At 65.5% G+C, this 24,032-nt stretch carries 20 protein-coding genes; 11 read left to right on the top strand and 9 right to left on the bottom strand.

Going from position 1 to position 24,032, the window contains the following annotated elements; translation table 11 throughout:
- The first annotated feature begins 35 nt into the window (after window positions 1–35).
- From lpxD to lpxB, 5 genes are read left to right on the top strand one after another with little or no spacing between them, the layout of a single operon-like run.
- The gene (lpxD, locus tag Q9316_RS09190; protein WP_306034874.1) at window positions 36–1,100 is read left to right on the top strand and encodes a UDP-3-O-(3-hydroxymyristoyl)glucosamine N-acyltransferase; all 1,065 of its coding nucleotides are present in this window, start codon (window positions 36–38) and stop codon (window positions 1,098–1,100) included.
- A complete protein-coding gene (gene fabZ / locus Q9316_RS09185) occupies window positions 1,093–1,560 on the top strand; it encodes a 3-hydroxyacyl-ACP dehydratase FabZ (protein ID WP_306034873.1) in 468 nt (155 codons plus the stop codon). Before lpxD ends, fabZ begins: the two co-directional genes overlap by 8 nt.
- Complete coding sequence (gene lpxA, locus Q9316_RS09180) at window positions 1,557–2,372, top strand: acyl-ACP--UDP-N-acetylglucosamine O-acyltransferase (RefSeq protein WP_306035257.1); 816 nt, start codon at window positions 1,557–1,559, stop codon at window positions 2,370–2,372. The genes fabZ and lpxA overlap by 4 nt, the downstream gene beginning before the upstream one ends.
- A gap of 5 nt (window positions 2,373–2,377) precedes the next feature.
- The gene (locus tag Q9316_RS09175; RefSeq protein WP_306034872.1) at window positions 2,378–3,256 is read left to right on the top strand and encodes an LpxI family protein; all 879 of its coding nucleotides are present in this window, start codon (window positions 2,378–2,380) and stop codon (window positions 3,254–3,256) included.
- The gene (gene lpxB / locus Q9316_RS09170) at window positions 3,253–4,431 is read left to right on the top strand and encodes a lipid-A-disaccharide synthase (RefSeq protein ID WP_306034871.1); all 1,179 of its coding nucleotides are present in this window, start codon (window positions 3,253–3,255) and stop codon (window positions 4,429–4,431) included. Before Q9316_RS09175 ends, lpxB begins: the two co-directional genes overlap by 4 nt.
- Before the next feature lie 30 nt (window positions 4,432–4,461).
- Here the strand turns inward: lpxB and gltA are convergent, their stop codons facing one another.
- A complete protein-coding gene (gene gltA / locus Q9316_RS09165) occupies window positions 4,462–5,751 on the bottom strand; it encodes a citrate synthase (protein ID WP_306034870.1) in 1,290 nt (429 codons plus the stop codon).
- 304 nt (window positions 5,752–6,055) lie between these two features.
- Between gltA and Q9316_RS09160 the strand changes: the two genes are divergently transcribed.
- Window positions 6,056–8,524: a ComEC/Rec2 family competence protein gene (locus tag Q9316_RS09160; protein WP_306034869.1), complete on the top strand. Its 2,469-nt coding sequence runs from the start codon at window positions 6,056–6,058 to the stop codon at window positions 8,522–8,524.
- On the opposite strand, the gene lexA is transcribed toward Q9316_RS09160, so the two are convergent.
- From lexA to Q9316_RS09130, 6 genes are all read right to left on the bottom strand, one after another.
- Window positions 8,505–9,221 (bottom strand): transcriptional repressor LexA, encoded by a 717-nt coding sequence (gene lexA, locus Q9316_RS09155; protein WP_306034868.1) that lies wholly within the window; start codon window positions 9,219–9,221, stop codon window positions 8,505–8,507. The genes Q9316_RS09160 and lexA overlap by 20 nt on opposite strands.
- A 93-nt stretch (window positions 9,222–9,314) precedes the next feature.
- On the bottom strand, window positions 9,315–10,535 hold the full coding sequence (locus Q9316_RS09150) for a molybdopterin molybdotransferase MoeA (RefSeq protein ID WP_306034867.1): 1,221 nt from the start codon (window positions 10,533–10,535) through the stop codon (window positions 9,315–9,317).
- Complete coding sequence (moaC, locus tag Q9316_RS09145; RefSeq protein ID WP_306035256.1) at window positions 10,535–11,029, bottom strand: cyclic pyranopterin monophosphate synthase MoaC; 495 nt, start codon at window positions 11,027–11,029, stop codon at window positions 10,535–10,537. The genes Q9316_RS09150 and moaC overlap by 1 nt, the downstream gene beginning before the upstream one ends.
- Window positions 11,029–11,844: an indole-3-glycerol phosphate synthase TrpC gene (gene trpC, locus Q9316_RS09140; RefSeq protein ID WP_306034866.1), complete on the bottom strand. Its 816-nt coding sequence runs from the start codon at window positions 11,842–11,844 to the stop codon at window positions 11,029–11,031. The genes moaC and trpC overlap by 1 nt, the downstream gene beginning before the upstream one ends.
- Before the next feature lie 8 nt (window positions 11,845–11,852).
- A complete protein-coding gene (gene trpD, locus Q9316_RS09135; RefSeq protein ID WP_306034865.1) occupies window positions 11,853–12,875 on the bottom strand; it encodes an anthranilate phosphoribosyltransferase in 1,023 nt (340 codons plus the stop codon).
- A gap of 16 nt (window positions 12,876–12,891) precedes the next feature.
- Window positions 12,892–14,781: a peptidylprolyl isomerase gene (locus Q9316_RS09130; protein WP_306034864.1), complete on the bottom strand. Its 1,890-nt coding sequence runs from the start codon at window positions 14,779–14,781 to the stop codon at window positions 12,892–12,894.
- 283 nt (window positions 14,782–15,064) lie between these two features.
- Here Q9316_RS09130 and Q9316_RS09125 point away from each other — a divergent pair, with 283 nt between their 5' ends.
- From Q9316_RS09125 to Q9316_RS09105, 5 genes are all read left to right on the top strand, one after another.
- Window positions 15,065–16,714, top strand: coding sequence for a Na/Pi cotransporter family protein (locus tag Q9316_RS09125; RefSeq protein WP_306034863.1), 1,650 nt, complete (start codon window positions 15,065–15,067; stop codon window positions 16,712–16,714).
- Window positions 16,715–16,793: 79 nt separating this feature from the next.
- Window positions 16,794–18,173, top strand: coding sequence for a bifunctional UDP-N-acetylglucosamine diphosphorylase/glucosamine-1-phosphate N-acetyltransferase GlmU (gene glmU / locus Q9316_RS09120; RefSeq protein WP_306034862.1), 1,380 nt, complete (start codon window positions 16,794–16,796; stop codon window positions 18,171–18,173).
- 125 nt (window positions 18,174–18,298) lie between these two features.
- Complete coding sequence (glmS, locus tag Q9316_RS09115) at window positions 18,299–20,125, top strand: glutamine--fructose-6-phosphate transaminase (isomerizing) (protein ID WP_306034861.1); 1,827 nt, start codon at window positions 18,299–18,301, stop codon at window positions 20,123–20,125.
- On the top strand, window positions 20,122–20,616 hold the full coding sequence (locus tag Q9316_RS09110) for a GNAT family N-acetyltransferase (RefSeq protein ID WP_306034860.1): 495 nt from the start codon (window positions 20,122–20,124) through the stop codon (window positions 20,614–20,616). The genes glmS and Q9316_RS09110 overlap by 4 nt, the downstream gene beginning before the upstream one ends.
- A 35-nt stretch (window positions 20,617–20,651) precedes the next feature.
- A complete protein-coding gene (locus Q9316_RS09105; RefSeq protein ID WP_306034859.1) occupies window positions 20,652–21,359 on the top strand; it encodes a DUF502 domain-containing protein in 708 nt (235 codons plus the stop codon).
- A gap of 139 nt (window positions 21,360–21,498) precedes the next feature.
- Here Q9316_RS09105 and Q9316_RS09100 read toward each other — a convergent pair whose 3' ends face one another.
- Both Q9316_RS09100 and recG read right to left on the bottom strand, forming a co-directional pair.
- Entirely contained in the window at window positions 21,499–21,714 is a 216-nt protein-coding gene (locus Q9316_RS09100) for a hypothetical protein (RefSeq protein WP_306034858.1), read from the bottom strand.
- A 91-nt stretch (window positions 21,715–21,805) separates the two neighbouring features.
- Complete coding sequence (gene recG / locus Q9316_RS09095; protein WP_306034857.1) at window positions 21,806–23,911, bottom strand: ATP-dependent DNA helicase RecG; 2,106 nt, start codon at window positions 23,909–23,911, stop codon at window positions 21,806–21,808.
- Window positions 23,912–24,032 lie beyond the last annotated feature (121 nt).

Genomic DNA, 24,032 nt, shown 5'->3' with positions numbered 1-24,032 from the left:
GAACTGCGAGAACATAGACGTTCTGGAGCCGTGCCATGGAGCATAACTGGTTTTTTCCGCCCCATGACGGGATTCGTCTGGGTGACCTGGCTGTAGCGCTTGGGGCGGAACTTGCCGATGCTGCGCATGCCGATCGCATCGTGCGCAGCGTTTCGCCCGTCAACCGGGCGAAGGAAGGCGATCTCTGTTACATCCTGTCGCGAAAAATGCGCGCCGAGCTGGACACCAGCGCGGCCACCGCGATCCTCTGCGACCCGTCGCTAGCCTCCCTCGTGCCGGCGCACATTTCCGTACTCCTTTCCAAGCGCCCGCATACCGCCTTCGCCCAGGCCGGTGCCTTGCTGCATTCCTCCGCCATGAGCCCCGACGTGATGACTTCGACGTCCGCCATTGCGCCGGGCGCCTATGTCGATCCCGAGGCGCGCCTGGAACCGGGCGTGACGGTGGAACCCATGGCAGTGATCGGCAAGGGCGCTGAGATCGGCGAGGGCAGCCATATCGGCCCCGGCGCCGTCATCGGCGCGGATGTGCGGATCGGCCGCGATTGCACGATCTCGGCAGGGGCGACGGTGCAGTACGCGCTGATCGGCAACAATGTCATCATCCATCCCGGCGCGCGGATCGGCCAGGACGGCTTCGGTTATGCGCCGGGCCCCAAGCCGGGCATGATCAAGATCGTGCAGATCGGCCGTGTCATCATCCAGGACCATGTCGAGATCGGCGCCAACACGACGATCGACCGCGGCACGATGGACGACACGGTGATCGGCGAGGGGACCAAGATCGACAACCAGGTCCAGGTCGGCCACAACGTGCGGATCGGCCGCCATTGCGGCATCGTCAGCGGCGTCGGCATCGCCGGCAGCACGCGGATCGGCGACGGCGTGATGATCGGCGGCGCTTCCGGCATCAACGGCCACATCACCATCGGCGACGGCGTCCAGATCGCGGCGATGAGCGGCGTGGTGTCGGACATCCCGGCCGGTGAAAAATACGGCGGCATTCCCGCGCGGCCGATGCGTGATTTCTTGCGCGACATGGCGGAGATCGTCATGCGTTCCGGTACTCGAACCCAGAAGAAAGGGGGCAATGATGAGTGAAGAGACCAAGGCGACGCTTGGTGTAGCCGACCTGCGTGAAATCCTCACGCTTCTTCCCCACCGCTATCCTTTCCTGATGGTCGACAAGATCATCGAGATCGATGGGGACCAATCGGCGATCGGCATCAAGAACGTGACGGTGAACGAGCCGCACTTCATGGGCCATTTCCCCGATCATCCGATCATGCCGGGCGTCCTGCTCGTCGAGGGCATGGCGCAGACGGCGGGCGCGATCTGCGCGCGCAAGGCCGGCACGGGCTCGAACCTCGTCTATTTCATGACGATCGACAATGCCCGCTTCCGCAAGCCCGTCGTGCCGGGCGACCGGGTGGAATTCCATGTCACGAAGCAGAAGCAGCGCGGCAATATCTGGAAGTTTCACTGCGACGCAAAAGTTGATGGGCAACTTGCCGCCGAAGCTGATATCGGCGCGATGATCGTGAAAAAGGAAGATGCCTGAAGATGATTGCCGCCAGTGCGAAGATCCACCCGCTTTCCGTCATCGAGGACGGCGCGGTCATCGGTGAGAACGTCGTCGTTGGTCCCTTCTGCCATGTCGGGCCCAAGGTCGTTCTCCACGATGGCGTGGAACTTCTGACGCATGTGGTGGTCACCGGCCGCACCGTCATCGGGCGTGGCACGCGCATCTTCGCCAACGCCGTCATCGGCGGCGACCCGCAGAGCCTGCATCATGACGGCGCCGAGACGACGCTGACGGTCGGCGAGAACTGCACCTTCCGCGAGGGCGTGACGGTCAACACCGGCACGACCGAGGGCGGCGGCAAGACCATCGTCGGCGACAACAACCTCTTCCTTGCCAATTCCCATGTCGCGCATGACTGCATCCTCGGCAACCATATCGTCATGTCGAACAATGTCATGCTGGCCGGCCATGTGAAGGTCGAGGACCGCGTCATCCTCGGCGGCGGCTCGGCCGTGCACCAGTTCACCCGCATCGGCCGCCAGGCCTTCATCGGCGGTCTCTCGGCGGTTTCCTACGACGTCATCCCCTACGGCATGCTGAACGGCAATCCCGGCATCCTCGGCGGTCTCAACGTCGTCGGCATGGCGCGCGCCGGCATGGACAAGCCGGCGATCCACGAGGTCCGCCGCGCCTTCAAGCAGATCTTCGAGGGCGAGGGCTCGGTCAGGAACAATGCGGCGGCGATCCGTGCGGACTATGCGCACAGCGTTCCCGTCATGCAGATCCTCGATTTCATCGCCGCCGAAAGCGACCGGGCGCTCTCGTCCCCCAACCGGGGCAAGGGCTGACCGCCATGGCGGAAAGCCGGCCCGAATTGCGCGACCGGCTGGCCATCATCGCCGGCGGCGGCATGCTGCCGCGCTATGTTGCCGATGCCGCCCGGGCACGCGGCGAAAGCCCCTATATTCTCGCGCTCAGCAACGAATCCGGCGAAGACTGGTCCGGCTTCGACCACGAGATCATCTCCATCGGAAATTATGCCGGCATCGGCGCCGCCTTCCGCCGGCACGGCATCGGCCGCGCGGTTCTTTCCGGCTGGGTGCGCCGCCGGCCGGAATGGCGCGACATCCATGCGCCCTTCAAGGCGCTGCTCGCCGTCCCCGCGGTCGTGCGCACGCTGCTTCGCGGCGGTGACGACGCCGTGCTGAAAATGGTCATACGGCTCATCGAGGCCGAGGGCGTGCGCATCGTCGGCGCACACGAAATCGTGCCGGACCTTCTCGGCACCGAGGGGCCGCTCGGCGTGGTCACGCCGGATACGGCGGCTGAGGCCGATATTGCCGCTGCTTCCGCGGCCGCGCTGGCGCTCGGCCGGCTGGACGTGGGGCAGGGCGCTGTCGCCGTCGGCGGGCGCGTGGTGGCGCTCGAAGGCGCGGAAGGGACCGACGGGATGCTGGAGCGTGTCGCCGCGCTTCGCGCCGCCGGCCGCATCTCGCAGCGCCGCAGGGGCGTGCTGGTCAAGCTCTGCAAGCCCGGGCAGGATCTGCGGGCCGACCTGCCGGCGATCGGCCTCGAAACCCTGCGGCGGGCAGAGGCCGCCGGGCTTGCCGGTATCGCCGTCGAGGCCGGTCGCTCGCTGGTGCTGGAGCGCGGGGCGCTCGTCGCCGAGGCGGATGCGCACGGCCTTTTCGTGACGGGGATCGTGCCGGAAAGAACGGAGATCGTACAATGACGGACGGGACGATCAGGATCGGCGTCATTGCCGGCGAAGTCTCCGGCGACCTTCTCGGTGGTGACCTCATCGCGGCGTTGCGTGCGGCCTATCCCGGCAATGTCGAACTCGTCGGCGTCGGCGGGGAGGCGCTGGAAAAGCAGGGGCTGACATCCCTGTTCGATTTCTCCGAACTCTCCATCATGGGCATTTCCCAGGTGCTGAAGCGCCTGCCGTCGCTGCTTCGCCGGATCCGCCAGACGGCGGATGCGCTGATCGCCGCGCGTCCGGACGTGCTTCTGATCATCGACAGCCCCGATTTCACCCACCGGGTCGCAAGGCGGGTGCGCAAGGCGTTGCCGGACCTGCCGGTGGTCAACTATGTCTGCCCCAGCGTCTGGGCGTGGAAAGAAGAGCGCGCGCCGCGCATGCGCGCCTATGTCGATCATGTTCTCGCGCTGCTGCCATTCGAGCCGGCAACGATGGAGCGTCTCGGAGGACCCGCGACCACCTATGTCGGTCATAGGCTGATTGGCGATCCCGATATCCAGCGGATCCGCGCCGCCCGGCTCACGCGCGTGGACCGCGATGCCAGCGAGCGCCTCTGCCTGCTGCTTCCCGGCTCGCGCAGCACGGAGATCAACCGGCTGCTGCCGGTGTTCGGCGAGACGGTGAAAGAACTGTCCGCGCGCCATCCCGGCATGCGCTTCGCCCTGCCCACCGTGCCGCGGCAGGAGGCGCTGGTGCGGCAACTGACGGCGGATTGGCCGGTAAAGCCCGATATCACGGTTACCCCAGAGGCGAAGTGGCAGGCCTTTGCCGAGGCCGATGCGGCGATCGCCGCTTCCGGCACGGTCATCCTGGAGCTTGCGCTGGCGCGCGTGCCTGTTGTCTCGACCTACCGCTTCGACTGGATCGCCAATTTCTTCGTGAAGAAGATAAAGGTCTGGACGGCGGCGATCCCGAACCTCATCGCCGACTATGCCGTGGTGCCGGAATATCTCAACGAGCAGGTGCGGCCCGGGACGCTCACGCGCTGGTTCGAGCGCCATTCGGTGGACACCGCGCACCGCCGCGCCATGCTGGAAGGCTACGACCTCGTCAACGCACGCATGCAGACCGAGCGGCCACCGGGCGAGACCGGGGCGATGGTCGTCCTCGATCTTCTCGCAAAGAAAAAGCCCGGTCGAAACTGACCGGGCTTTCTTCTGTTCGGTGCGCTGGAATCAACGCTTGGAGACGGGCGTGTAATCGCGCTTCGGTGCGCCGATATAGAGCTGGCGCGGACGGCCGATGCGCTGTTCCGGATCTTCGATCATCTCGTTCCACTGGGCGATCCAGCCGACCGTGCGGGCGAGCGCGAAGAGCACGGTGAACATGGTGGTGGGGAAGCCCAGCGCCTTCAGCGTGATGCCGGAGTAGAAGTCGATGTTCGGATAGAGCTTCTTCTCGATGAAATACTCGTCCGTCAGCGCGATGCGCTCGAGCTCCATGGCGACTTCCAGCATCGGATCGTCCTTGATGCCGAGTTCGCCGAGAACCTCGTGCGTCGTCTTCTGCATGATGCGGGCGCGCGGATCGTAGTTCTTGTAGACGCGGTGGCCGAAGCCCATCAGGCGGAAGGGATCGTTCTTGTCCTTGGCCTTGGCGACATATTCCGGAATGCGCTCGACCGAGCCGATTTCGGCGAGCATGTTGAGGGCCGCTTCGTTCGCGCCGCCATGGGCCGGGCCCCAGAGGCAGGCAATGCCGGCCGCGATGCAGGCGAACGGGTTGGCACCCGAGGAGCCGGCGAGGCGGACCGTCGAGGTCGAGGCGTTCTGCTCATGGTCGGCATGCAGGATGAAGATGCGGTCCATGGCGCGCGAGAGCACCGGGTTCGCCGTGTATTCCTCACAGGGAACGGCAAAACACATGCGCAGGAAGTTCGACGCATAGTCGAGGTCGTTCTTCGGGTAAACGAAGGGCTGGCCGATATGGTACTTGTAGGCCATGGCGGCGATCGTCGGCATCTTGGCGATCATGCGCAGCGAGGCGACCATGCGCTGGTGCGGATCGGTGATGTCGGTCGAGTCGTGGTAGAAGGCCGAGAGCGCGCCGACGACGCCGCACATGACGGCCATCGGGTGGGCGTCGCGACGGAAGCCGGTGAAGAACTTCGACATCTGCTCGTGCACCATGGTGTGGTGCGTGACGCGATAGTCGAAATCGTCCTTCTGGGTCTTGGTCGGCAGTTCGCCGTACAACAGAAGGTAGCAGACTTCGAGGAAATCGCCGTGTTCGGCAAGCTGCTCGATGGGGTAGCCGCGGTGCAGCAACACGCCTTCGTCGCCGTCGATATAGGTGATCTTCGATTCGCACGACGCGGTGGAGGTGAAGCCGGGGTCGTAGGTGAAGGCACCGGTGTTCTTGTAGAGGGTGCCGATGTCGATCACATCGGGGCCGATCGTCCCAGACCGCGTCGGCAGTTCGACTGTCTTGCCACCGAACGATACATCCGCGCTGTTTCCTGTCATAACGATCCTCCGTTGTTTCGAATGGCGGCACGAAGTTGTGCCGGGCCGTGAACATGCTCGTTTTGCTAACCCATTTGCGATGCCCTGCCAAGCAATACCAAAGGCAAATTGTGCAGTGCGGAAATGGACGTTCCGGCAACGCAATATCTACCGTTTCCGTGAACTTGCAAGCAACCTTTGAGAGTGTCCCTCAAATCATGGAGGGCGCATCCCTTCTGGCAGGCTTAGCAATTTTGGAGCCTACTGCCGATTGCAGATTTCTCCGTTCGATTGCATGATGGAATGGGGAAAGCGGGGCCGGGCCATGGCCAAGGTGGATGTCGGGGAGCGGAGGGACGTGCCCGAGGCCTATGCCTTCCGGGCGGTGGCCGACGACGGCGTCTTGCCGGCGCCGCTGCGCGAGACACCAAGCCGGAGGATGTCCGTTGCCGCAGTTCTCCAGACGGCGGGCCGCGTTCGGCTGGCGGTATCGGAATGGCCCATCGCGACGGCCTTCGCTGCCGAGCGCGCGCATGGCCATTTCTTCCTCCTCGTTCCCGTTTTTCTCGGCATCGGCGCAGCCCTCTGGTTCGCCGGCGTATCCGACCCGTCGCTCCTTGCTCTCGCGCTGCTTGCCTGCGCGACGCTCTGGCCGGCCCTGCGATTGCGGCATCGGGAGGACTGGACGGCGCTTACCGCCGCTGCTGCCTTCCTCGTTCCCGTCGGCATGCTGCTCGCCGCTTTCGAAAGTGCGAGGCTGGACACGGTCATCCTAGATGCGCCGGTGACGAGCGAGATCAGCGGCCGCGTCCTGTCGCGCGAGAGCGACGAGCGCGGGGCGATCCGCTATCGCATCGCACTCGAGACGACGCGCGATCCGGTCCTGAAGCGTGCGCCGCGGATCGTGACGCTCCTTGCGCGCAGCCGGCATGCGCCGATCGCCATCGGCGACGGCATCAGCGGCCGCGCCCGGCTCGGCCCGCCCTCCGGGCCGGCACTTTCCGGCCTCAACGACTTCACCTTCGACGCCTATTTTGCCGGCAATGGCGCCATCGGCTATTTCTACGGTGCACCGAGCACCGTCGCTTCCGTGGATACCGGGCTCGATGGGCGGATTCGCGAAACGATCGCTACCTGGCGAAACAATCTTACCGAGCATATTCGCGGCCGTATCGGTGGCGATGCCGGGGCGATCGCCGCCGCGCTGGTGACGGCGGAACAGCGGGCGATCGGCGCGGAGACGGTGGAGGCGCTGAGGCAGGCAGGGCTTGCCCATGTGCTCGCCATTTCGGGGCTCAACATGGTGCTCGCGGCTGGCACCTTCCTCGTCGGCGCGCGCATGGCGATGGCGCTGATCCCCGGCTTTGCCGAGCGGTATCCGTCGAAGAAGATCGCCGCCGCGGGCGCGCTCGTCATGGTGACGCTCTATATCCTCGTCTCGGGCGGGGCGATTTCGGCCGTGCGCTCGTGGATCATGATCTGCGTCATGCTGATCGCCGTGCTCTTCGGCCGCTCGGCCATCAGCCTGCGCAACGTGGCGCTTTCGGCTATCCTCATCCTGCTGCTGACGCCGTCGGCCGTCACCAATCCCGGCTTCCAGATGTCCTATGCGGCAACACTCGGCCTTGTCGCGGGCTATGCCGCCTGGCGGGAGCGGCCGGTGCGGACGGAGAGCCGGGGCGGGCCGTTCCAGCTCTTCGGCGGCGCGGCGGGCCGGTTCTTCGGCGGGCTTTTGCTCTCCTCGCTGATCGGCGGCTTTGCGACGCTGATCTATTCCATCGGCCACTTCCACCGCATTCCCGCCTATGGGCTTGCAGGCAACCTGCTCGCCATGCCCGTCATCAGCGTCATCGTCATGCCGTTCGGCCTGATCGCCGTGCTGCTGATGCCCTTCGGTCTCGACGCCATCCCCTTTGAGATCATGGGCAAGGGCATCGAATGGATGATCGCCCTGTCGACGTGGGTCGCCGGGTGGAAGGGCGAGATCGTGACCGGCCGCATTTCGCCGCTCGCATTCGTCCTCATCGGCGTCGGCGGCGGGCTGGTCTGCCTGCTGCGTACGCGGCTGCGCCATGCCGGGACGGTGCTCGTTCTCTTCGGGCTCGGCGTCGCCTTCTGGCCGGGCGGCCGGGCTGGGCCGGAAGTTCTGGTCTCCGAGGACGGCCGCCTCGTCGCCGTCCTGCGCGGCGACAGGGTTGCGACGAACCGCACGCGGCCGCCGGATTTCATCTATGACCAATGGCGCCGCGCCCTGCGGCTCGGCGATCTCGTGAAACCGGACATGCGCAAGACGGCAGGGCTGACGCTGGAGGAGGCGACGGAAGAAATGCCGGCCGTAGGAGAGCGCAAACGCCCCCGCCGCAAGGCTGATCGGCAGAAGGCTAAGGATGCCCTGTCCGCAGCCTTCGAGACTGCGGGGAAGCGCGGCGGCTTCGTGTGCGAGGCAAAGGCGTTCTGCGCCGCCATCTCGCCGAGCGGCTGGCGCGTCGTGGCGCTGGAAGACAGCGCCTTTCTCGGCACGGCCTGCGACGCCGCAGACCTCGTCGTCGTACCGTTTCCGCTGCGCATCGATACGTGCCGCTCGGGCGCCCGGCTGGTGACGGCCCGGCATCTGCGCCGGACGGGCGCTCTGGAAATCATGCCCGCGGACGGAATGGCAAACGCTTCCCTATCGCAAGCAACCTTCCTGCCGGCCGTCGAAACGCTCGACCGGCCCTGGTCGCGCCATCGCACCTATGACTGGCGCATCGGGCAGTTCGAAGCCGAACCGGCGATCAATGGTAGCGGCGGATGAGCCCGACGAGCTTGCCCTGGATCTTGACGCGATCCGGCCCGAAGATCCGGGTCTCGTAGGCGGGGTTGGCGGCTTCCAGCGCGATGGAGGCGCCCTTGCGGCGGAAGCGCTTCAGCGTGGCTTCCTCGTCGTCGACGAGCGCGACGATGATCTCGCCCGGATTGGCGGTGCTCGCATTGCGGATGATAACCGTGTCGCCGTCGAGAATGCCGGCCTCGATCATCGAATCGCCCTTGACCTCGAGCGCATAGTGGTCGCCGCTACCGATCATCTCGGCGGGGACGGTGATCTCGTGCGTGTTGTTCTGGATGGCGGAAATCGGCACGCCGGCGGCGATGCGGCCCATGACCGGCACGGAGACCGACGAGGACATTTCCTGTGGCGTGCGCTGAGGCGGGGCGGCGGGCGCGGGCTGCTTGCCACGGCTGCCTTCGATGACGGAGGGGGAAAAGCCGCGACGGGGCTGCAGGCTCGGGGAATAGGCGTCCGGCAGCTTGATGACCTCCAATGCGCGCGCCCTGTTGGGCAGGCGCCGGATGAAACCGCGTTCCTCCAGCGCCGTGATGAGGCGATGGATGCCGGACTTGGAGGCAAGGTCCAGGGCGTCCTTCATCTCGTCGAAGGACGGCGGAATGCCGGATTCCTTCATACGCTCATGAATGAACAGGAGCAGTTCCTGTTGTTTGCGCGTCAGCATGGCCTCTCCAGCGAGAATCGTGAAACAAATCCAGAACAGACACTATCTGTTCCATATGTGTTCCGCAAGAGGCCGAGGGAACAATAATACTGTTCAGGCGGTGGGATCGCGCAGCAGAAGGACTTCACAAGCCGCGCCTGCGGGCGCGGCCGGGGCATGCGGCAGGCGGACCAGCAGGCCTTCCGATGCGGCGAAGATTTTCATCATCGACGAATCCTGCTTGTCGAAGGGCTTGACGACAAGCTCGCCGTTCGCGCGGGCGATGCTTGCACGGATATAGTCTTGCCGGTGGTCGTTTTCCTTGAGCGGCACGGCGGCCACCGCTTGGCGCAGGCGGCTTGCCGGCGGCAGGTGGGCAAGGCGGCGGACGAGCGGTTCGAGGAAGAGCAGAGCGCAGACGAGGCTGGAAACCGGATTGCCGGGCAGGCCGACGACCTGGACGGCGCGGAGGCGTCCGACCATCAGCGGCTTGCCGGGGCGCATGGCGATGCGCCAGAAATCGAGTTCCATGCCGGCTTCGCCGAGCACGGGCTGCACGAGATCGAAATCGCCGACCGAGGCGCCGCCAAGCGTGACGAGCACGTCGATATCGCGCGCTAGCGCGCCACGCACCGCTTCGAGGATCGCCTGCTTGTCGTCGGCGACGATGCCGAGGTCGACGATTTCGGCGCCGGCCGCGCGGGCGAGGGCGCCGACGCCGTAGGTATTGGACGCGATGATCTGGCTTGCGCCGGGCGGTGTTCCGGGCGTGACGAGCTCGTCGCCGGTCGCCAGCAGTGCGACGCGCGGGCGGGCGTAGACCGTGAGTTCGGGGTGGTTCATCGCGGCGGCGACCGTCAGGCGGCCGGGATCGAGCACGGCGCCGGCCTTCAGCACCACCTCGCCTTCGGTAAAATCCTGGCCGCGCGGGCGGATATGGCGGCCCTTCGGCGTGAGATAGGTTGTGCGGATGCGGCCGCCCTCCAGCACCTCCGCATCCTCCTGCAGAAGCACCGTATCAGCAAAGCCGGGGAGCGGGGCGCCGGTGAAGATGCGCACGGCCTCGCCGGGGCCGGCGGTTCCCTCGAAGGCATGGCCGGCGGCCGAAGTGCCGACAACGCTGAGGACTGAACCCAGTTCGGCGATGTCCGCGTGGCGGACGGCGTAGCCGTCCATGGCGGAATTGTCGAAGGGCGGCTGGGTGAGGCGGGCGGCGATATCTTCCGCCAGCACGCGGCCCTCTGCCTGGTGCAGGGGAACCCTCTCCGTCCGTTGCATCGGCTTTGCGGCCGTCAGAAGGCGTTCGAGGGCGTCGGCAACGGGCAGAAGCGACATCAGGTGTCTTCCCGCTTGTAATCGCCGGAGCGGCCGCCGGATTTTTCGCGCAGCCGCACGCCGCCGATTTCCATCTCGCGGTCGGCCGCCTTGGCCATGTCGTAGATTGTGAGGCAGGCGACGCTGACGGCGGTCAGCGCCTCCATCTCGACGCCGGTACGCCCGGTCAGCTTCGCCATGGCCTCGACCCTGAGACCGGGCAGGGCGCGGTCTTCGCGGATTTCCACCGACACCTTGGTCAGCATCAGCGGGTGGCAGAGCGGGATGAGGCTGGACGTCTGCTTGGCGGCCATGATGCCGGCAAGACGCGCCGTGCCGATCACGTCGCCCTTCTTGGCATCGCCCTTGAGGATCAGGTCGAGCGTTGCCGGCGCCATACGGATGGAGCCTTCGGCGACGGCGATACGGACCGTTTCCGCCTTGTCGCCGACATCCACCATGTTGGCTTCGCCCGACGCATCGATATGGGTGAGCGTGCGATCGTCGCCCGTCATCATTCCGCTGCCAGCATGCCGGCCTTGCCGGTCAGGAGTTCATGCGTCGCGGCCGCTACGTCGTCCTTGCGCATCAGGCCTTCGCCGACGAGGAAGGTGGAAATGCCGACCTTGCCGAGGCGTTCGCAGTCGGCATGGGTGAAGATGCCGCTTTCGCCGACGAGCAGCCGGTCGTCCGGCACCATGCGGGCCAGCGTCTCCGAAACGGCGAGATCGACCTCGAAGGTGCGCAGGTTCCGGTTATTGACGCCGACGAGCTTGGATTTCAGCTTCAGTGCGCGTTCCATCTCCTCTTCGTCATGGACCTCGATCAGGACGTCCATGCCGAGCGAGAAGGCGGCGTCTTCCAGCATCTTCGCCGCATCGTCGCTGAGCGAAGCCATGATGAGGAGGATGCAGTCCGCCCCCCAGGCGCGGGCTTCCAGCACCTGGTAGCTGTCGAACATGAAGTCCTTGCGCAGCGCGGGCAGCGCGCAGGCTTCACGCGCGGCGGTCAGGAATTCCGGGGCGCCTTGAAAGCTCGGCGTGTCGGTCAGCACAGAAAGACAGGCGGCACCGCCCGCCTCATAGGCCTTCGCGAGCGCCGGCGGGTCGAAATCCGGGCGGATGAGGCCCTTGGAAGGGCTTGCCTTCTTGATCTCGGCGATCAGGCCGAAGCGGCCTTCGGCCTTCCTGCCCTTGAGGCTCGCGAAGAAGCCGCGCGGCGGCTCCTGGTCGCGGATGCGGGCGCGAAGCTCTGCGGGCGCGACGCGCGCCTTCGCGGCGGCGATCTCGTCCAACTTGTAGGCTTCGATCTTCTTCAAGATATCGGTCATGGCCAATCCTACTCCGCCGAAGCTTCGTTGGAAACCGAGACAAGGCGTTCCAGCACGGTGCGGGCGCGGCCGCTTTCGAGCGCTTCGGTCGCAAGCTTCATGCCCTCGCCAAGCGTCTGCGCCTTGCCGGCAACGACCAGCGAGGCGGCGGCGTTGGCAAGCGAGATGTCGCGATAGGGCATGTGCGCACCGCCGAGAACGGAGAGGAGGGCGGCGGCATTGTGCGCGCCGTCGCCGCCGCGAAGGTCGTCGAGCGCGACTTGCGGCAGGCCGAAATCGGCGGGCGTCAGTTCGAAGGTGCGGATCTTGCCGTCCTCCAGCGCCGCGACCTGCGTGGTGCCCGTCGTGGTGATCTCGTCAAGGCCCTCGCCATGCACGACCCAGATGCTTTCCGAGCCGAGATCGCGCATCACTTCGGCGATCGGCACCAGCCATTGCGGCGCGAAGACACCGAGAAGCTGGCGCTTGACGCCGCCGGGATTGGAAAGAGGGCCGAGCAGGTTGAAGATCGTGCGCGTGCCGAGTTCGACGCGCGAGGGGCCGACATGCTTCATCGCGGGATGGTGGAGCTGGGCGAACATGAAGCCGAGGCCGGCATCGTGTACGCAGCGGGCGATCTCCGCCGGGCCGATGTCGAGCTTGACGCCGAGGCAGGAGAGGGCGTCCGCGGTGCCCGACTTGGAGCTGAGCGCCCGGTTGCCGTGCTTGGCGACGGGGACGCCGGCGCCCGCCACGATGATCGCCGCGAGCGTCGAGATATTGTAGGTGCCCGCGCCGTCGCCGCCGGTGCCGACGATGTCGATGGCGTCAGTCGGCACGGCGACCGGCAGCATGCGGGCGCGCATGGAGCCGACGGCGCCGTAGATCTCGTCCACGGTTTCGCCACGCACGCGCAGAGCCATCAGGAAGCCGCCGATCTGCGAGGGCGTGGCCGCGCCCGACATGATGATCTCGAAGGCGCCGCGGGCCTCCTCGCGGTCGAGCGCGTTGCCGGCGGCGACCTTGGCGATATAGGATTTCAGGTCGGACATGCGGTTCCTTCCTCCCTTATCGCGCGATGCTCTGCTCGGCGAGCGTGCGGTTGATCGAGACGCCGTAGGCCGTCTGCAGCGAGTTGACCATCTGGTCGAGGATATCGTCGCCGCTGGCGCGCGCGACGGCCGCGATCTGCTGGTCTTCGTTGGAAAGGGCATCGGTGGCCGTGTCCGCGTTCACTTCGGTCACCTTGAGAAGGATCTGGCCTTCGCCATCGACGCCGGGCGTGTTGGCGACGTGGCCGACGGCGCCTCCAAAGGCAGCGGCGACGGCCGCCGGGCCGAGGACCGGATCCTGTGCACCGCGATGAACACCCGTCTTGTTTTCGACGACCATGCCGAGTTCGGTGGCGATCGCGGCGAGGTCGCCGCCCTTGCGCACGCGCTCGGCCAGCTCTTCCGCCTTCTTGGCGAGCGTCTGGCGCTGCTGTTCGGCCGTCCAGTCGGCGACGACGCGCTCGCGCACCTCGTCCAGCGTGCGGTCGCGATCGGGAATCACGTCGAGCACTTCGAACCAGGCATAGCCTTCGCGGCCGACATTGAGCGGCTGGGTTTCCATGCCGACTTCCGTCTTGAAGACCTCGCCGAGAAGGGCGGCCTCTTCCGGCAGGCCGTTGATCTCCTCGCCCTTCTGGTCGTTGCCCTGGGCATCGGCGGCATCGACCGTCACGGCCTTCAGGTTGTTCTTCGCGGCCGCCTCGGCAAGGGTGAGGCCCTCGGCGCGGCTGTCCTCGATGCGGTCATGGACGGCGAGGATGCCGTCGGCCGCCTCGGAGAGCGCAAGCTCGTTGCGCAGCTCTTCCTTCACCTCGTCGAAGGTCTTGAGGGTTTCCGGGCGGATGTTCGTCACGCGCAGGATGATCGGGCCAAAAGTGCCGTCGATGACCGGCGTCGTGCCGCCGTTGGCGGCAACCGCGAAGGCGGGTTCAGCCAGCTTCTGGTCCGGCACGTTCGCCTGCGTGAAGTCGCCGAGCAGGACGTCCGTCGAGGTCTTGCCTTCCTCGGCGACGATGGCATCGAACGTGGTGCCCGAGGCGAGCTTGGCAGCCGCTGCGTCCGCGGCGGCGCGATCCTTGAAGGTCAGCTGCTCGATGGTGCGCGTTGCCGGCGTGCGGTACTTTTCCTTGTTCTTCTCGTAATCGGCCTTGAGCGCCTCGTCGGTGATGGCGGCGGTGTCCATGATGTCCTTCGGCTCGAGCGAGACATAGACGAACTTGCGGTATTCCGGTGCGCGGTATTTAGCCTTGTTCTGCTCGAACCAGGGGGCGAGCACGTTGTCGCCCGGCGCCTTGACGGGATCGATATTGGCGTTGGACAGCAACAGGAAATCGATGGTGCGCGCTTCGCTGCGGTACTGGCGCAGCGCACTAGTCAGCACATCCGGGGCCTTGTACCCGTCCGAGACGGCTTCCACGACCTGCGTGCGGATGGCCACCTGGCTGCGGTTGTTGATATAGTCGTTTTCGCGCAGGCCCGCATTGCGCAGCACGGCCGAGAAGGCGGTGCGGTCGAACTGGCCGTTGACGCCGCGGAAGGCCGGGTCGTCGGCAATCAACTGGGCGAGGCGGCCTTCCGAGAGGCCGAGATTCATGTCGCGCGAAAGCTGGTCGAGCGCGGCGCCGGCGACGAGTTCGGCGAAGACCTGGTTCTCGATGCCGAAGGCGCGCGCCTGCTCGGCCGTTAGCCGCGTGCCGAAGCGCTGCGACATGGTGGCGACCTGGCGCTCGTAGGCGAGGCGGAAGTCCGTCGGTGAAACCTTGACGTCGCCCACGGTGACGACGGCGTTCGACGTGCCTGTGACGAGAGAGCTCGAAACACCCCAGACCGCGAAGGAACCGACCAGTACGATCAGCAGGGCTTTTGCCACCCAGGTCTGGGAAGCGCGTCTCAGGGCGTCGAGCATCGTCTAAATTTCCTCATATATGCGGCCGCATGGCCGGACGTCGTCTCTTAACCGAAAGTTCGCGCGAATTGAAGTGCGCAACATGCGCGCAATGCGCGGGAAAATCGACCCTGCCGCAAATCGACCTGAATTCGCCGATTTCCTTTGCCGGCGAATGAAATTTTTTTGAAATTATTGGCATATTCCGGCTGAATTGCACTGTCATAATTTGAAAATTCGTGATCGGATGCGCGATCGCCGGGTTGAGTCCGTTCGCGATCGGCAGGCAGGGAGGACAGCAGACGTGGAATCCACGATCGTCATGATCAACCTTTTCGGCGCGGTCGCGCTGCTGCTGTTCGGCCTTGCGCAGGTGAAGGACGGCATGACGCGGGCGTTCGGCGTCAAGCTGCGGTCCGGACTGGCGCTCGGCACACGCGGGCCCTTCCGCTCCTTCTTCGCCGGTTTCGTCGCCACCGTGGCCCTGCAAAGCTCCACCGCGACGGCATTGATGATCGCTTCCTTCGTGGAAAAGAACCTCGTGCGGGCGCGCATGGCGCAGATCGTGCTGCTCGGCGCCAATGTCGGCACGGCCGTCACCGCCTGGCTGGTCGCGACCGGCATCGAATCGATTTCGCCGCTGATCATCCTCGTCGGGGTCGTCCTCTACAAATCCTCCAGCTCCACCGCCCGGCAGGGGCTCGGCTCCGCGCTCGTCGGCATCGGCCTCATGCTGCTGTCGCTGCATCTGCTAAGCCTTGCGACGGAGCCGATGCGCCAATCGCCGGCGCTGGCCGCCTTCCTTCAGCTGCTCGATGGGGCGTGGCCGGCGGCACTCGCCTTCTCGACCGTGCTTGCCATCGTCTCCTCCTCGAGCCTTGCCGTCGTCGTGCTCATCCTGTCGCTCTCGGCGATGGGCATCCTGTCGCCGGCGCTCACGGTCATCCTCGTGCTGGGCGCCAATCTCGGCGGGGCCGTGCCGCCCGTCATCGCGACGCTCAAGGCGGCCGCCTCCGCGCGGCGCGTGACGCTCGGCAATCTCCTGGTGCGCGGGGTCGGGTGTCTCGCCGTCCTGCCCTTCGCGGGGCAGGTCGCCGATCTCCTCGCCCTGCTGCCGGTTCCTGCCGCGAAGCTTCCGGTCGACGTGCACCTCGTCTTCAACCTGGTGGTCGCGCTCGTGCTCTGGCCGCTTTCCGGGCCGCTGTCGCGCCTCATGGAAAAGCTCGTTCCAGAGGATAAGAAGGAGGAGACGGGTCCGAAATATCTCGACGACACCGCGCTTTCGAGCCCGGTCGTGGCGCTTTCGGGCGCAACGCGCGAAGTGCTGCGCGTCGGCGATCTCATCGAAGCGATGCTGATCCGCACCATGCGCGCCTTCAACGACAACAACCTGACGCCGTTGAAGGACATCGGCGAACTGGAGCGGCAGGTGGATGCGTTGCAGCAGGAGGTGAAGATCTACCTTTCCCGCCTCGGCCGGCAGGGCGTCAGCGGCGAATGCGCGGCCCGTTCGATCATCATCATCGATTACGCGATCAATCTCGAACATGTTGGCGACATCATCGAGAAGGGCTTGCAGGAGCAGGTGCGCAAGAAGATCGTCAACGGCCTCAAATTCTCCGACGACGGCTACAAGGAACTCGACAATCTCTTCAACCTGACCATCGAGAACCTGCGCATCGCCCAGACGATCTTCGTCACGCGCGATGCCGGCCTTGCCCGTCAGCTCATGGAGGTGAAGGTGGATGTGCGGCGCATGGAGAAGCAATCCTCCGAGCGGCACCTGGAGCGGCTGCGCGACGGCCGTCTCGACAGCCTCCAGACCAGCTCGCTGCATCTCGACATGCTGCGCGACCTGAAGCGCGTCAACGCGCATCTCGTCTCCGTCGCCTATCCGATCCTCGACGAGAGCGGCCTGCTCACCGAAAGCCGCCTGCGCAACAGCACCAGCTGAGACCCGAGAAATCCCTTTGTCTCCCTGCGTGGCTTTTTGCTAAGGAACGGCGACGCATACGGATGAACGAGGAATTCCCATGACCGCAGACCGGACGAAACGCACCTGCCTTGCCGTAATCCTGGCGGCCGGCGAGAGCACGCGGATGAAGTCGTCGCAGTCGAAGGTGCTGCACCCCGTCGCCGGTCGGCCGATGATCGCCCATGTGGTGGATGCGCTCGCCAAGGCCGGCATTTCCGATATCGCGCTGGTGCTCGGCCGCGACGCAGAGAAGGTCGAGGCCGCAGCGAGGAGCGCGGCGGTCAGCAGCACCGTCCATATCCAGACCGAGCGGCTCGGCACGGCGCATGCCGTGCTCGCCGCGCGCGATGCCATCGCCAAGGGATATGACGACGTGCTCGTCGTCTTCGGCGATACGCCGCTCATCACCGAGGCGCCGCTGATCGCCGCGCGCGACGGTCTTGCCCGTGGCGCAGACGTCGTCGTCATTGGCTTCCGGACGGCCGACCCGACCGGCTACGGGCGTTTGCTCGTGGAGAATGGCGAACTGCTGGCGATCCGCGAGCACAAGGACGCCAGCGAGGCCGAGCGGGCCATCACCTATTGCAACGGCGGCCTGATGGCCATCGATGGCCGCAAGGCGCTCGACCTCATCGACCGGATCGGCAACGAGAACGCCAAGGGCGAATATTATCTCACCGACATCGTCGAGGTCGTGCGCGCCGCCGGCGGCCGGGCGATCGCGGTGGAAGCGCCCGAGGAGGAGCTGACCGGCTGCAACACGCGCGCCGAGCTCGCCGTCATCGAACGGCTCTGGCAGCAGCGCCGCCGGCACGAGATGATGATCGACGGCGTCTCGATGATCGCGCCGGAAACCGTCTTCCTTTCCCATGACACGAAAATCGGACGCGACGTGACGATCGAGCCGAATGTCGTGTTCGGCCCCGGCGTGACCGTCGAGAGCGGCGCGCTGATCCATTCCTTCTCGCATATCGAAGGCGCGCATGTCTCGGCGGACGCCGAGGTCGGCCCCTATGCGCGCCTGCGGCCGGGCGCCAATCTCGGCGCGGGTTCCAAGGTGGGCAATTTCACCGAGGTGAAGAAGGCGGAGATCGGCGCGGGCGCCAAGGTCAACCATCTCAGCTACATCGGCGACGCCTTCATCGGCGCGCATACCAATGTCGGTGCCGGCACCATCACCTGCAATTACGACGGCATAAACAAGCATGTGACGCGCATTGGCGCCGATGCCTTCATTGGCTCCAACACGGCCCTCGTTGCGCCCGTCTCCATCGGCAGCGGCGCCTATGTCGCCTCCGGCAGCGTCATCACGGCCGATGTGCCGGATGACGCGGTCGCCTTCGGCCGCGCCCGGCAGGAAAACAAGGAGGGCCGCGCCGCGCAGATTCGCGCGCGCAACCAGGCGATCAAGGACGCGAAGAAAAAGGCGGCCGAATAATCTCCTCCAGTGGGCGCGCCCAGATTAACGCTTGCAATCGAAAGTGAGTGCGGGCGTGTTGCACCACGGTAAAAAAGCTCTACGAAAGAGCGCAATCGAAGCATCTCGCAAAAGCGGAGCAGACCATGTGTGGAATTGTCGGTATCGTTGGAAACCAGCCTGTTGCGGGTCGCCTTGTCGATGCCCTGAAGCGCCTTGAATATCGGGGCTACGATTCTGCCGGGGTCGCCACCATCGTCGACGGCAGGCTGGCGCGCCGCCGCGCCGAAGGCAAGCTGTTCAACCTGGAGAAGCGCCTTTCCGAGGAGCCGCTCGCCGGCACCATCGGCATTGCCCACACGCGCTGGGCGACACACGGCGCGCCGACGGAAGGCAATGCCCATCCGCATTTCGTCGAGGGTGTCGCCGTCGTCCACAACGGCATCATCGAGAATTTTTCCGAGCTGAAGGACGAATTGTCCGCGGCCGGTGCGACCTTCACGACGCAGACCGACACGGAAGTCGTCGCGCAGCTCGTCGCGAAATACCGCCGCGAAGGTCTCGGCCGGCGCGAGGCGATGCAAGCCATGCTGCGCCGCGTCACCGGCGCATATGCGCTGGCCGTGATCTTCGAGGACGATCCGTCGACCATCATGGCCGCCCGCAGCGGCCCGCCGCTCGCCATCGGCCACGGCCGCGGCGAGATGTTCCTCGGCTCCGACGCCATCGCGCTCGCGCCCTTCACCAACGAGATCAGCTATCTCGTCGACGGCGATTGGGCGGTGATCGGCCGCGATGGTGCGCATATCTTCGACCTCGACGGCAAGCGCGTCGAGCGCGCGAAGCAGATTTCCTCGGCGGCCGCCTATCTCATCGACAAGGGCAACCACCGGCATTTCATGGAGAAGGAAATCCATGAGCAGCCGGAGGCGATCTCCCATGCGCTCAGTCACTATGTCGATTTCCTCGCGCATACGGTCCGTCCGGTCGCCGCGGACATCGACTTCGCCAAGGTACCGAGCCTTGCCATTACGGCCTGCGGCACAGCCTATCTCGCAGGTCTGGTCGGCAAATACTGGTTCGAGCGCTATGCCCGACTGCCGGTCGAGATCGACGTCGCCTCCGAATTCCGCTACCGCGAAATCCCGCTCAACCCGGCCTCGGCCGCGCTCTTCATTTCGCAGTCCGGCGAGACCGCCGACACACTCGCCTCGCTGCGCTATTGCAAGGAGCAGGGCCTGAAGATCGGCGCGGTGGTCAATGCGAAAGAATCGAGCATTGCCCGCGAATCCGACGCGGTCTTCCCGATCCTTGCCGGCCCGGAAATCGGCGTCGCCTCCACCAAGACCTTCACCTGCCAGCTTTCCGTGCTGGCGGCGCTCGCCATCGGCGCGGGCCGGGCGCGCGGCACGCTCGGCACGGCGGAAGAGAAGGAACTGGTGCGCCATCTCGCCGAGATGCCGCGCATCATGGCAAGCGTGCTGAACACCATCCAGCCGGCGATCGAGCAGCTTTCGCGCGACCTGTCCAAGTGCAAGGACGTGCTCTATCTCGGCCGCGGCACCAGCTATCCGCTGGCCATGGAAGGCGCGCTGAAGCTCAAGGAAATCTCCTATATCCACGCCGAGGGCTATGCCGCCGGCGAGCTGAAGCACGGCCCCATCGCGCTTATCGACGAGAACATGCCGGTCATCGTGATCGCGCCGCATGACCGATTCTTCGAGAAGACCGTGTCGAACATGCAGGAAGTGGCTGCGCGCGGCGGCCGGATCATCTTCATCACCGACGAGAAGGGGGCGGCCGCCTCCAAGCTCCCCACGATGGCGACGATCGTGCTGCCCAATGTCGACGAGATCATCGCGCCGATGATCTACTCGCTGCCGATCCAGTTGCTCGCCTACCATACGGCGGTCTTCATGGGCACGGATGTCGACCAGCCGCGCAACCTTGCCAAGTCCGTGACGGTCGAATGATCATCCGCCCGGAGCGCGCGGCGGATATCGACGCCATCCGCGTACTGACGCAGACGGCATTCGAAAGCGCACCGCATGCCGACGGGACGGAACATGTGATCATCGACCGGCTGCGCGCGGCCGGAGCGCTGACGCTTTCGCTGGTCGCAGAAGTGGAAGGCGCTGTCGTCGGCCACGTCGCCTTTTCGCCCGTTTCCGTCTCCGACGGCAGCCGGGGCTGGTATGGCCTCGGCCCGATCGCGGTCGCCCCGTCCCGGCAGGGCGCGGGAATAGGCGGCAGGCTAGTGCGCGAGGGGCTGGACCGGTTGAAGGCGCTCGGTGCGACGGGCTGCGTGCTGCTCGGCGATCCCGCCTATTACAGCCGTTTCGGATTCGCGCCGGACCCGAAGCTGACGCTCGACGGCGTGCCGCCGGAGTATTTCATGCGTATGGCATTTTCACCGGTTTACGGCGGGGGAACCGTTTCCTATCATCCGGGTTTCTACGGCTGAGCAGACTCCCACGCTCGCCCTGCACTGGACCTTAGATGACCGACCTTGTTCCGAGACAGTCGCTGGCCATGCGGCTGCGCAACAATTTCCTGACCGGGCTCGTCATCTGCGCGCCGATCGCCATCACCATATGGCTGACCTGGACGTTTATCCGCTGGGCCGACAGCTGGGTGAAGCCTTATATCCCGGCCTCCTACAACCCTGAAAACTACCTGCAATTTGCGATCCCCGGTTTCGGGCTGCTCATCGCGCTCGTGCTGATCACGCTTGTCGGATTCCTCGGAAAGAACCTGATCGGGCGTACCGTCGTGGAGTTCGGCGATTCGCTGTTCAACCGCACGCCGCTGGTGCGCACGGTGCACCGCAGCCTGAAGCAGATCTTCGAGACGGTGCTGAAGGACAAGGGCAATTCCTTCAACAAGGCGGCGATGATCGAATATCCGAGCGCCGGCCTCTGGGCGATCGTCTTCGTGGCGACGGATGCGCGCGGCGAGATCGCGACGAAATTCAAGGCGATGGGCAAGGACATGGTCGCCTGCTTCCTGCCGCCGACGCCGTTTCCGACGGCCGGCTTCCTCGTCTACGTACCGCGGGAAAAAATCGTGCCGCTCGACATGAGTGCGGAAGATGCCGCCAAGCTGATCATTTCCGTCGGCCTCGTCACGCCGCCGGAAAAGTCGCTGCAACTCGTCGAGAGCGACGAGCAGCGCAAGGCCAAGGCAAAGACCAAGAAGAAAGGGTAGGGCGAGCCGCCCCTGGAGCATATCAGGTTCAGGTTGAACCAGACATGCTCTAAATTCTTTTGTTTTCGTTTGTCTTTTCGGGAAAACCGGTTCCCACTTTTCCCTGACAAACTCTATAAGCGGGGCGGCCCGGAACGACCTATTCCTTGACGTCAGCGTCCTGCTGCTCGTCCAGAACGATCCGATCGGCCTCCGCCGAGAGGCGGGATTGTTTTTCGGTGGTGGTCACGCTCGCGGTCGTGATGGTCTTGTCGACTTTGGCTTCCGCCGACGTCTGGTTGTGCCAGGCGCAATCCGCAAAGGCTGCGGATGCCGAGAGGCCGAGCATTGCTGCGACTACGAGAACTGTCTTCATGGCATTTCTCCTTCTTCGCTGGTGCGATGGGAAGTATGCCTTCACGCGCGCTCCCGGCGAAATCACGATTTTGTGGGGCGTGCTCGCTTGTTCAGCCGGCGCGCAGGAAGCGGATCGCCTCGTCGCGGCGGTGGAGGTAAAGCAGGGTGCGGATCGCCTCGCCGCGTTCTCCCGTCAGGTCGGGATCACGCTCCAGCACATAGGCCGCATCCCTGCGGGCGATCTCCAGCAGGTCGCCATGGGCTTCGAGGCTCGCCACGACGAAGCCGGGCGTGCCGGATTGCCGCGTGCCGAGAAGCTCGCCTTCGCCGCGCAGCTTCAGGTCTTCCTCGGCGATGCGGAAGCCGTCCTCCGTCTCGCGCAGGATGGAGAGCCTGGCCCGGCCGTTTTCGCTGAGCGGTCCCTTGTAGAGCAGGATGCAGCTCGACGCCTCTTCGCCGCGCCCGACACGGCCGCGCAACTGGTGAAGCTGGGCGAGGCCGAAGCGCTCGGCGTGCTCGATCACCATGATGGAGGCGTCCGGCACGTCGACGCCGACCTCCACCACGGTCGTCGCCACCAGAAGCCGCGTCTCGCCATTCTTGAAGGCCAGCATGGCGGCGTCCTTCTCCGGTCCGCTCATGCGGCCGTGCACGAGGCCGGCGGCATCTCCGAAAATACCGGCGAGCGTCGCATGCCGTTCCTCGACGGACATCAGTTCGCTTTCCTCCGTCTCCTCGACCAGCGGGCAGATCCAATAGGCCTTCTTGCCCTCGGCGAGCGCGGCGCGCAGGCGATCGACGATATCCCCGACACGCTCCTGCGACACCACGACCGTCTGGATCGGCTTGCGGCCGGCGGGTTTCTCCATGAGCTTCGACACGTCCATGTCGCCGAAGGCGGCGAGCACGAGGGTGCGCGGTATGGGCGTCGCCGTCATCACAAGCATGTGCGGCGAGATGCCCTTGGCGGTCAGGCGCAGGCGCTGGTGCACGCCGAAGCGGTGCTGCTCGTCCACGACGGCAAGCACGAGGTCCCTGTAGGCGACGTTGTCCTGGAAGAGCGCATGCGTGCCGATGACGATCTGCGTCTTACCGGAAGCGATGCGTTCGAGGATCGCGTCGCGCTCGCGACCCTTCGTGCGGCCGGTGAGCACGTCGATGGTGACGCCCGAAGGCGCCGCCATGCGCGAGAGCGTGGCGAAATGCTGGCGGGCGAGGATTTCCGTCGGCGCCATGAGCACGGCCTGCCCGCCGGATTCGACGGCCGCGAGCATCGCCATCAGCGCGACCGCCGTCTTGCCGGCGCCGACATCGCCTTGCAGCAGCCGCAGCATGCGCTGCTCGCCGGCCATGTCCTTCAGCACCTCGGCGATCGCGGCCCGCTGGCTGTTGGTGAGCGAAAAGGGCAGGGCATCTATGACCGGACGGCTGAGGGCGCCCGTTGCTTTCACCGGGCGGCCGGCGACCTTGCGCAGGCGCTGGCGAACGAGGGCGAGCGAGATCTGCCCGGCGAGGAATTCGTCATAGGCAAGCCGCCGGCGGGCGGGAGCCTGCGGATCGAGGTCCGTCTCGTCGCGCGGGTCGTGCAGTCGGTGGATGGCGTCGAAGGCGGAGGGAAAGCTTTGGCGCTGCAACAGCGTCTGCTCGATCCATTCCGGCAGGTGGGGCACGCGGGCGATGGCCGCCTCTACCGCCTTGCGCAACACGCGGGCGGTGAGGCCTGCGGTGAGGCCATGCACGGGCTCGACCAGTGGCAGGTTTTCCGCCTCGCCGAGCCGGACCATGTAGTCGGGATGCACCATGGAGGGGCGGCCGTTGAACCAGTCGACCTTGCCGCTGACCACGATCGTCTCGTCGATCGGCAGCGCCTTTTCCAGCCAGTTGCCCTTGACCCGGAAGAAAGTGAGCGCCAGTTCCCCCGTCTCGTCGTGCAGGAACACCCGGTAGGGCTGGCTCGACTTTCCGGGCGGCGGCGGCTGGTGGCGGTCAACGCGCCCGGTGATCGTGACGATGACGCCCTGCGGCGCATGGGCGATGCCCGGCTGGTTGCGCCGGTCGACGATCGAGTGCGGGAAATGGAAGACGAGGTCGATGACGCGGCAGTCCTCGATGCTCTCCTGGCCGAGCAGGCGCGCGAACAGATCTCCCAGCTTCGGGCCGATGCCCGGAAGCGAGGAGAGGGGAGCGAAGAGCGGATCGAGAAGGGCGGGACGCATGGCGGCCAAAATCGCCGGAGAAGGACGCTTTGGCAAGGCTGACAAGCGGCTTTTGCCGGTCTATAGAAGCGCGACGAAAGCAATTCTAGGAAAAGTGCGGGCGGTTTTCCGTCCGGAATTG

The organism is Shinella zoogloeoides, assembly GCF_030733845.1.
In the GTDB taxonomy this organism is placed as follows: domain Bacteria; phylum Pseudomonadota; class Alphaproteobacteria; order Rhizobiales; family Rhizobiaceae; genus Shinella; species Shinella zoogloeoides_C.
This window is presented reverse-complemented; position numbering and strand designations above follow the sequence as displayed.

Bases quoted from the DNA above. Each gene is read 5' to 3' on its own strand.
- lpxD (WP_306034874.1), top strand. From the start codon at position 36: ATGGAGCATAACTGGTTTTTTCCGCCCCATGACGGGATTCGTCTGGGT.
- fabZ (WP_306034873.1), top strand. From the start codon at position 1,093: ATGAGTGAAGAGACCAAGGCGACGCTTGGTGTAGCCGACCTGCGTGAA.
- Q9316_RS09175 (WP_306034872.1), top strand. From the start codon at position 2,378: ATGGCGGAAAGCCGGCCCGAATTGCGCGACCGGCTGGCCATCATCGCC.
- lpxB (WP_306034871.1), top strand. From the start codon at position 3,253: ATGACGGACGGGACGATCAGGATCGGCGTCATTGCCGGCGAAGTCTCC.
- gltA (WP_306034870.1), bottom strand. From the start codon at position 5,751: ATGACAGGAAACAGCGCGGATGTATCGTTCGGTGGCAAGACAGTCGAA.
- Q9316_RS09160 (WP_306034869.1), top strand. From the start codon at position 6,056: ATGGCCAAGGTGGATGTCGGGGAGCGGAGGGACGTGCCCGAGGCCTAT.
- lexA (WP_306034868.1), bottom strand. From the start codon at position 9,221: ATGCTGACGCGCAAACAACAGGAACTGCTCCTGTTCATTCATGAGCGT.
- Q9316_RS09150 (WP_306034867.1), bottom strand. From the start codon at position 10,535: ATGTCGCTTCTGCCCGTTGCCGACGCCCTCGAACGCCTTCTGACGGCC.
- moaC (WP_306035256.1), bottom strand. From the start codon at position 11,029: ATGACGGGCGACGATCGCACGCTCACCCATATCGATGCGTCGGGCGAA.
- trpC (WP_306034866.1), bottom strand. From the start codon at position 11,844: ATGACCGATATCTTGAAGAAGATCGAAGCCTACAAGTTGGACGAGATC.
- trpD (WP_306034865.1), bottom strand. From the start codon at position 12,875: ATGTCCGACCTGAAATCCTATATCGCCAAGGTCGCCGCCGGCAACGCG.
- Q9316_RS09130 (WP_306034864.1), bottom strand. From the start codon at position 14,781: ATGCTCGACGCCCTGAGACGCGCTTCCCAGACCTGGGTGGCAAAAGCC.
- glmU (WP_306034862.1), top strand. From the start codon at position 16,794: ATGACCGCAGACCGGACGAAACGCACCTGCCTTGCCGTAATCCTGGCG.
- glmS (WP_306034861.1), top strand. From the start codon at position 18,299: ATGTGTGGAATTGTCGGTATCGTTGGAAACCAGCCTGTTGCGGGTCGC.
- Q9316_RS09110 (WP_306034860.1), top strand. From the start codon at position 20,122: ATGATCATCCGCCCGGAGCGCGCGGCGGATATCGACGCCATCCGCGTA.
- Q9316_RS09105 (WP_306034859.1), top strand. From the start codon at position 20,652: ATGACCGACCTTGTTCCGAGACAGTCGCTGGCCATGCGGCTGCGCAAC.
- Q9316_RS09100 (WP_306034858.1), bottom strand. From the start codon at position 21,714: ATGAAGACAGTTCTCGTAGTCGCAGCAATGCTCGGCCTCTCGGCATCC.
- recG (WP_306034857.1), bottom strand. From the start codon at position 23,911: ATGCGTCCCGCCCTTCTCGATCCGCTCTTCGCTCCCCTCTCCTCGCTT.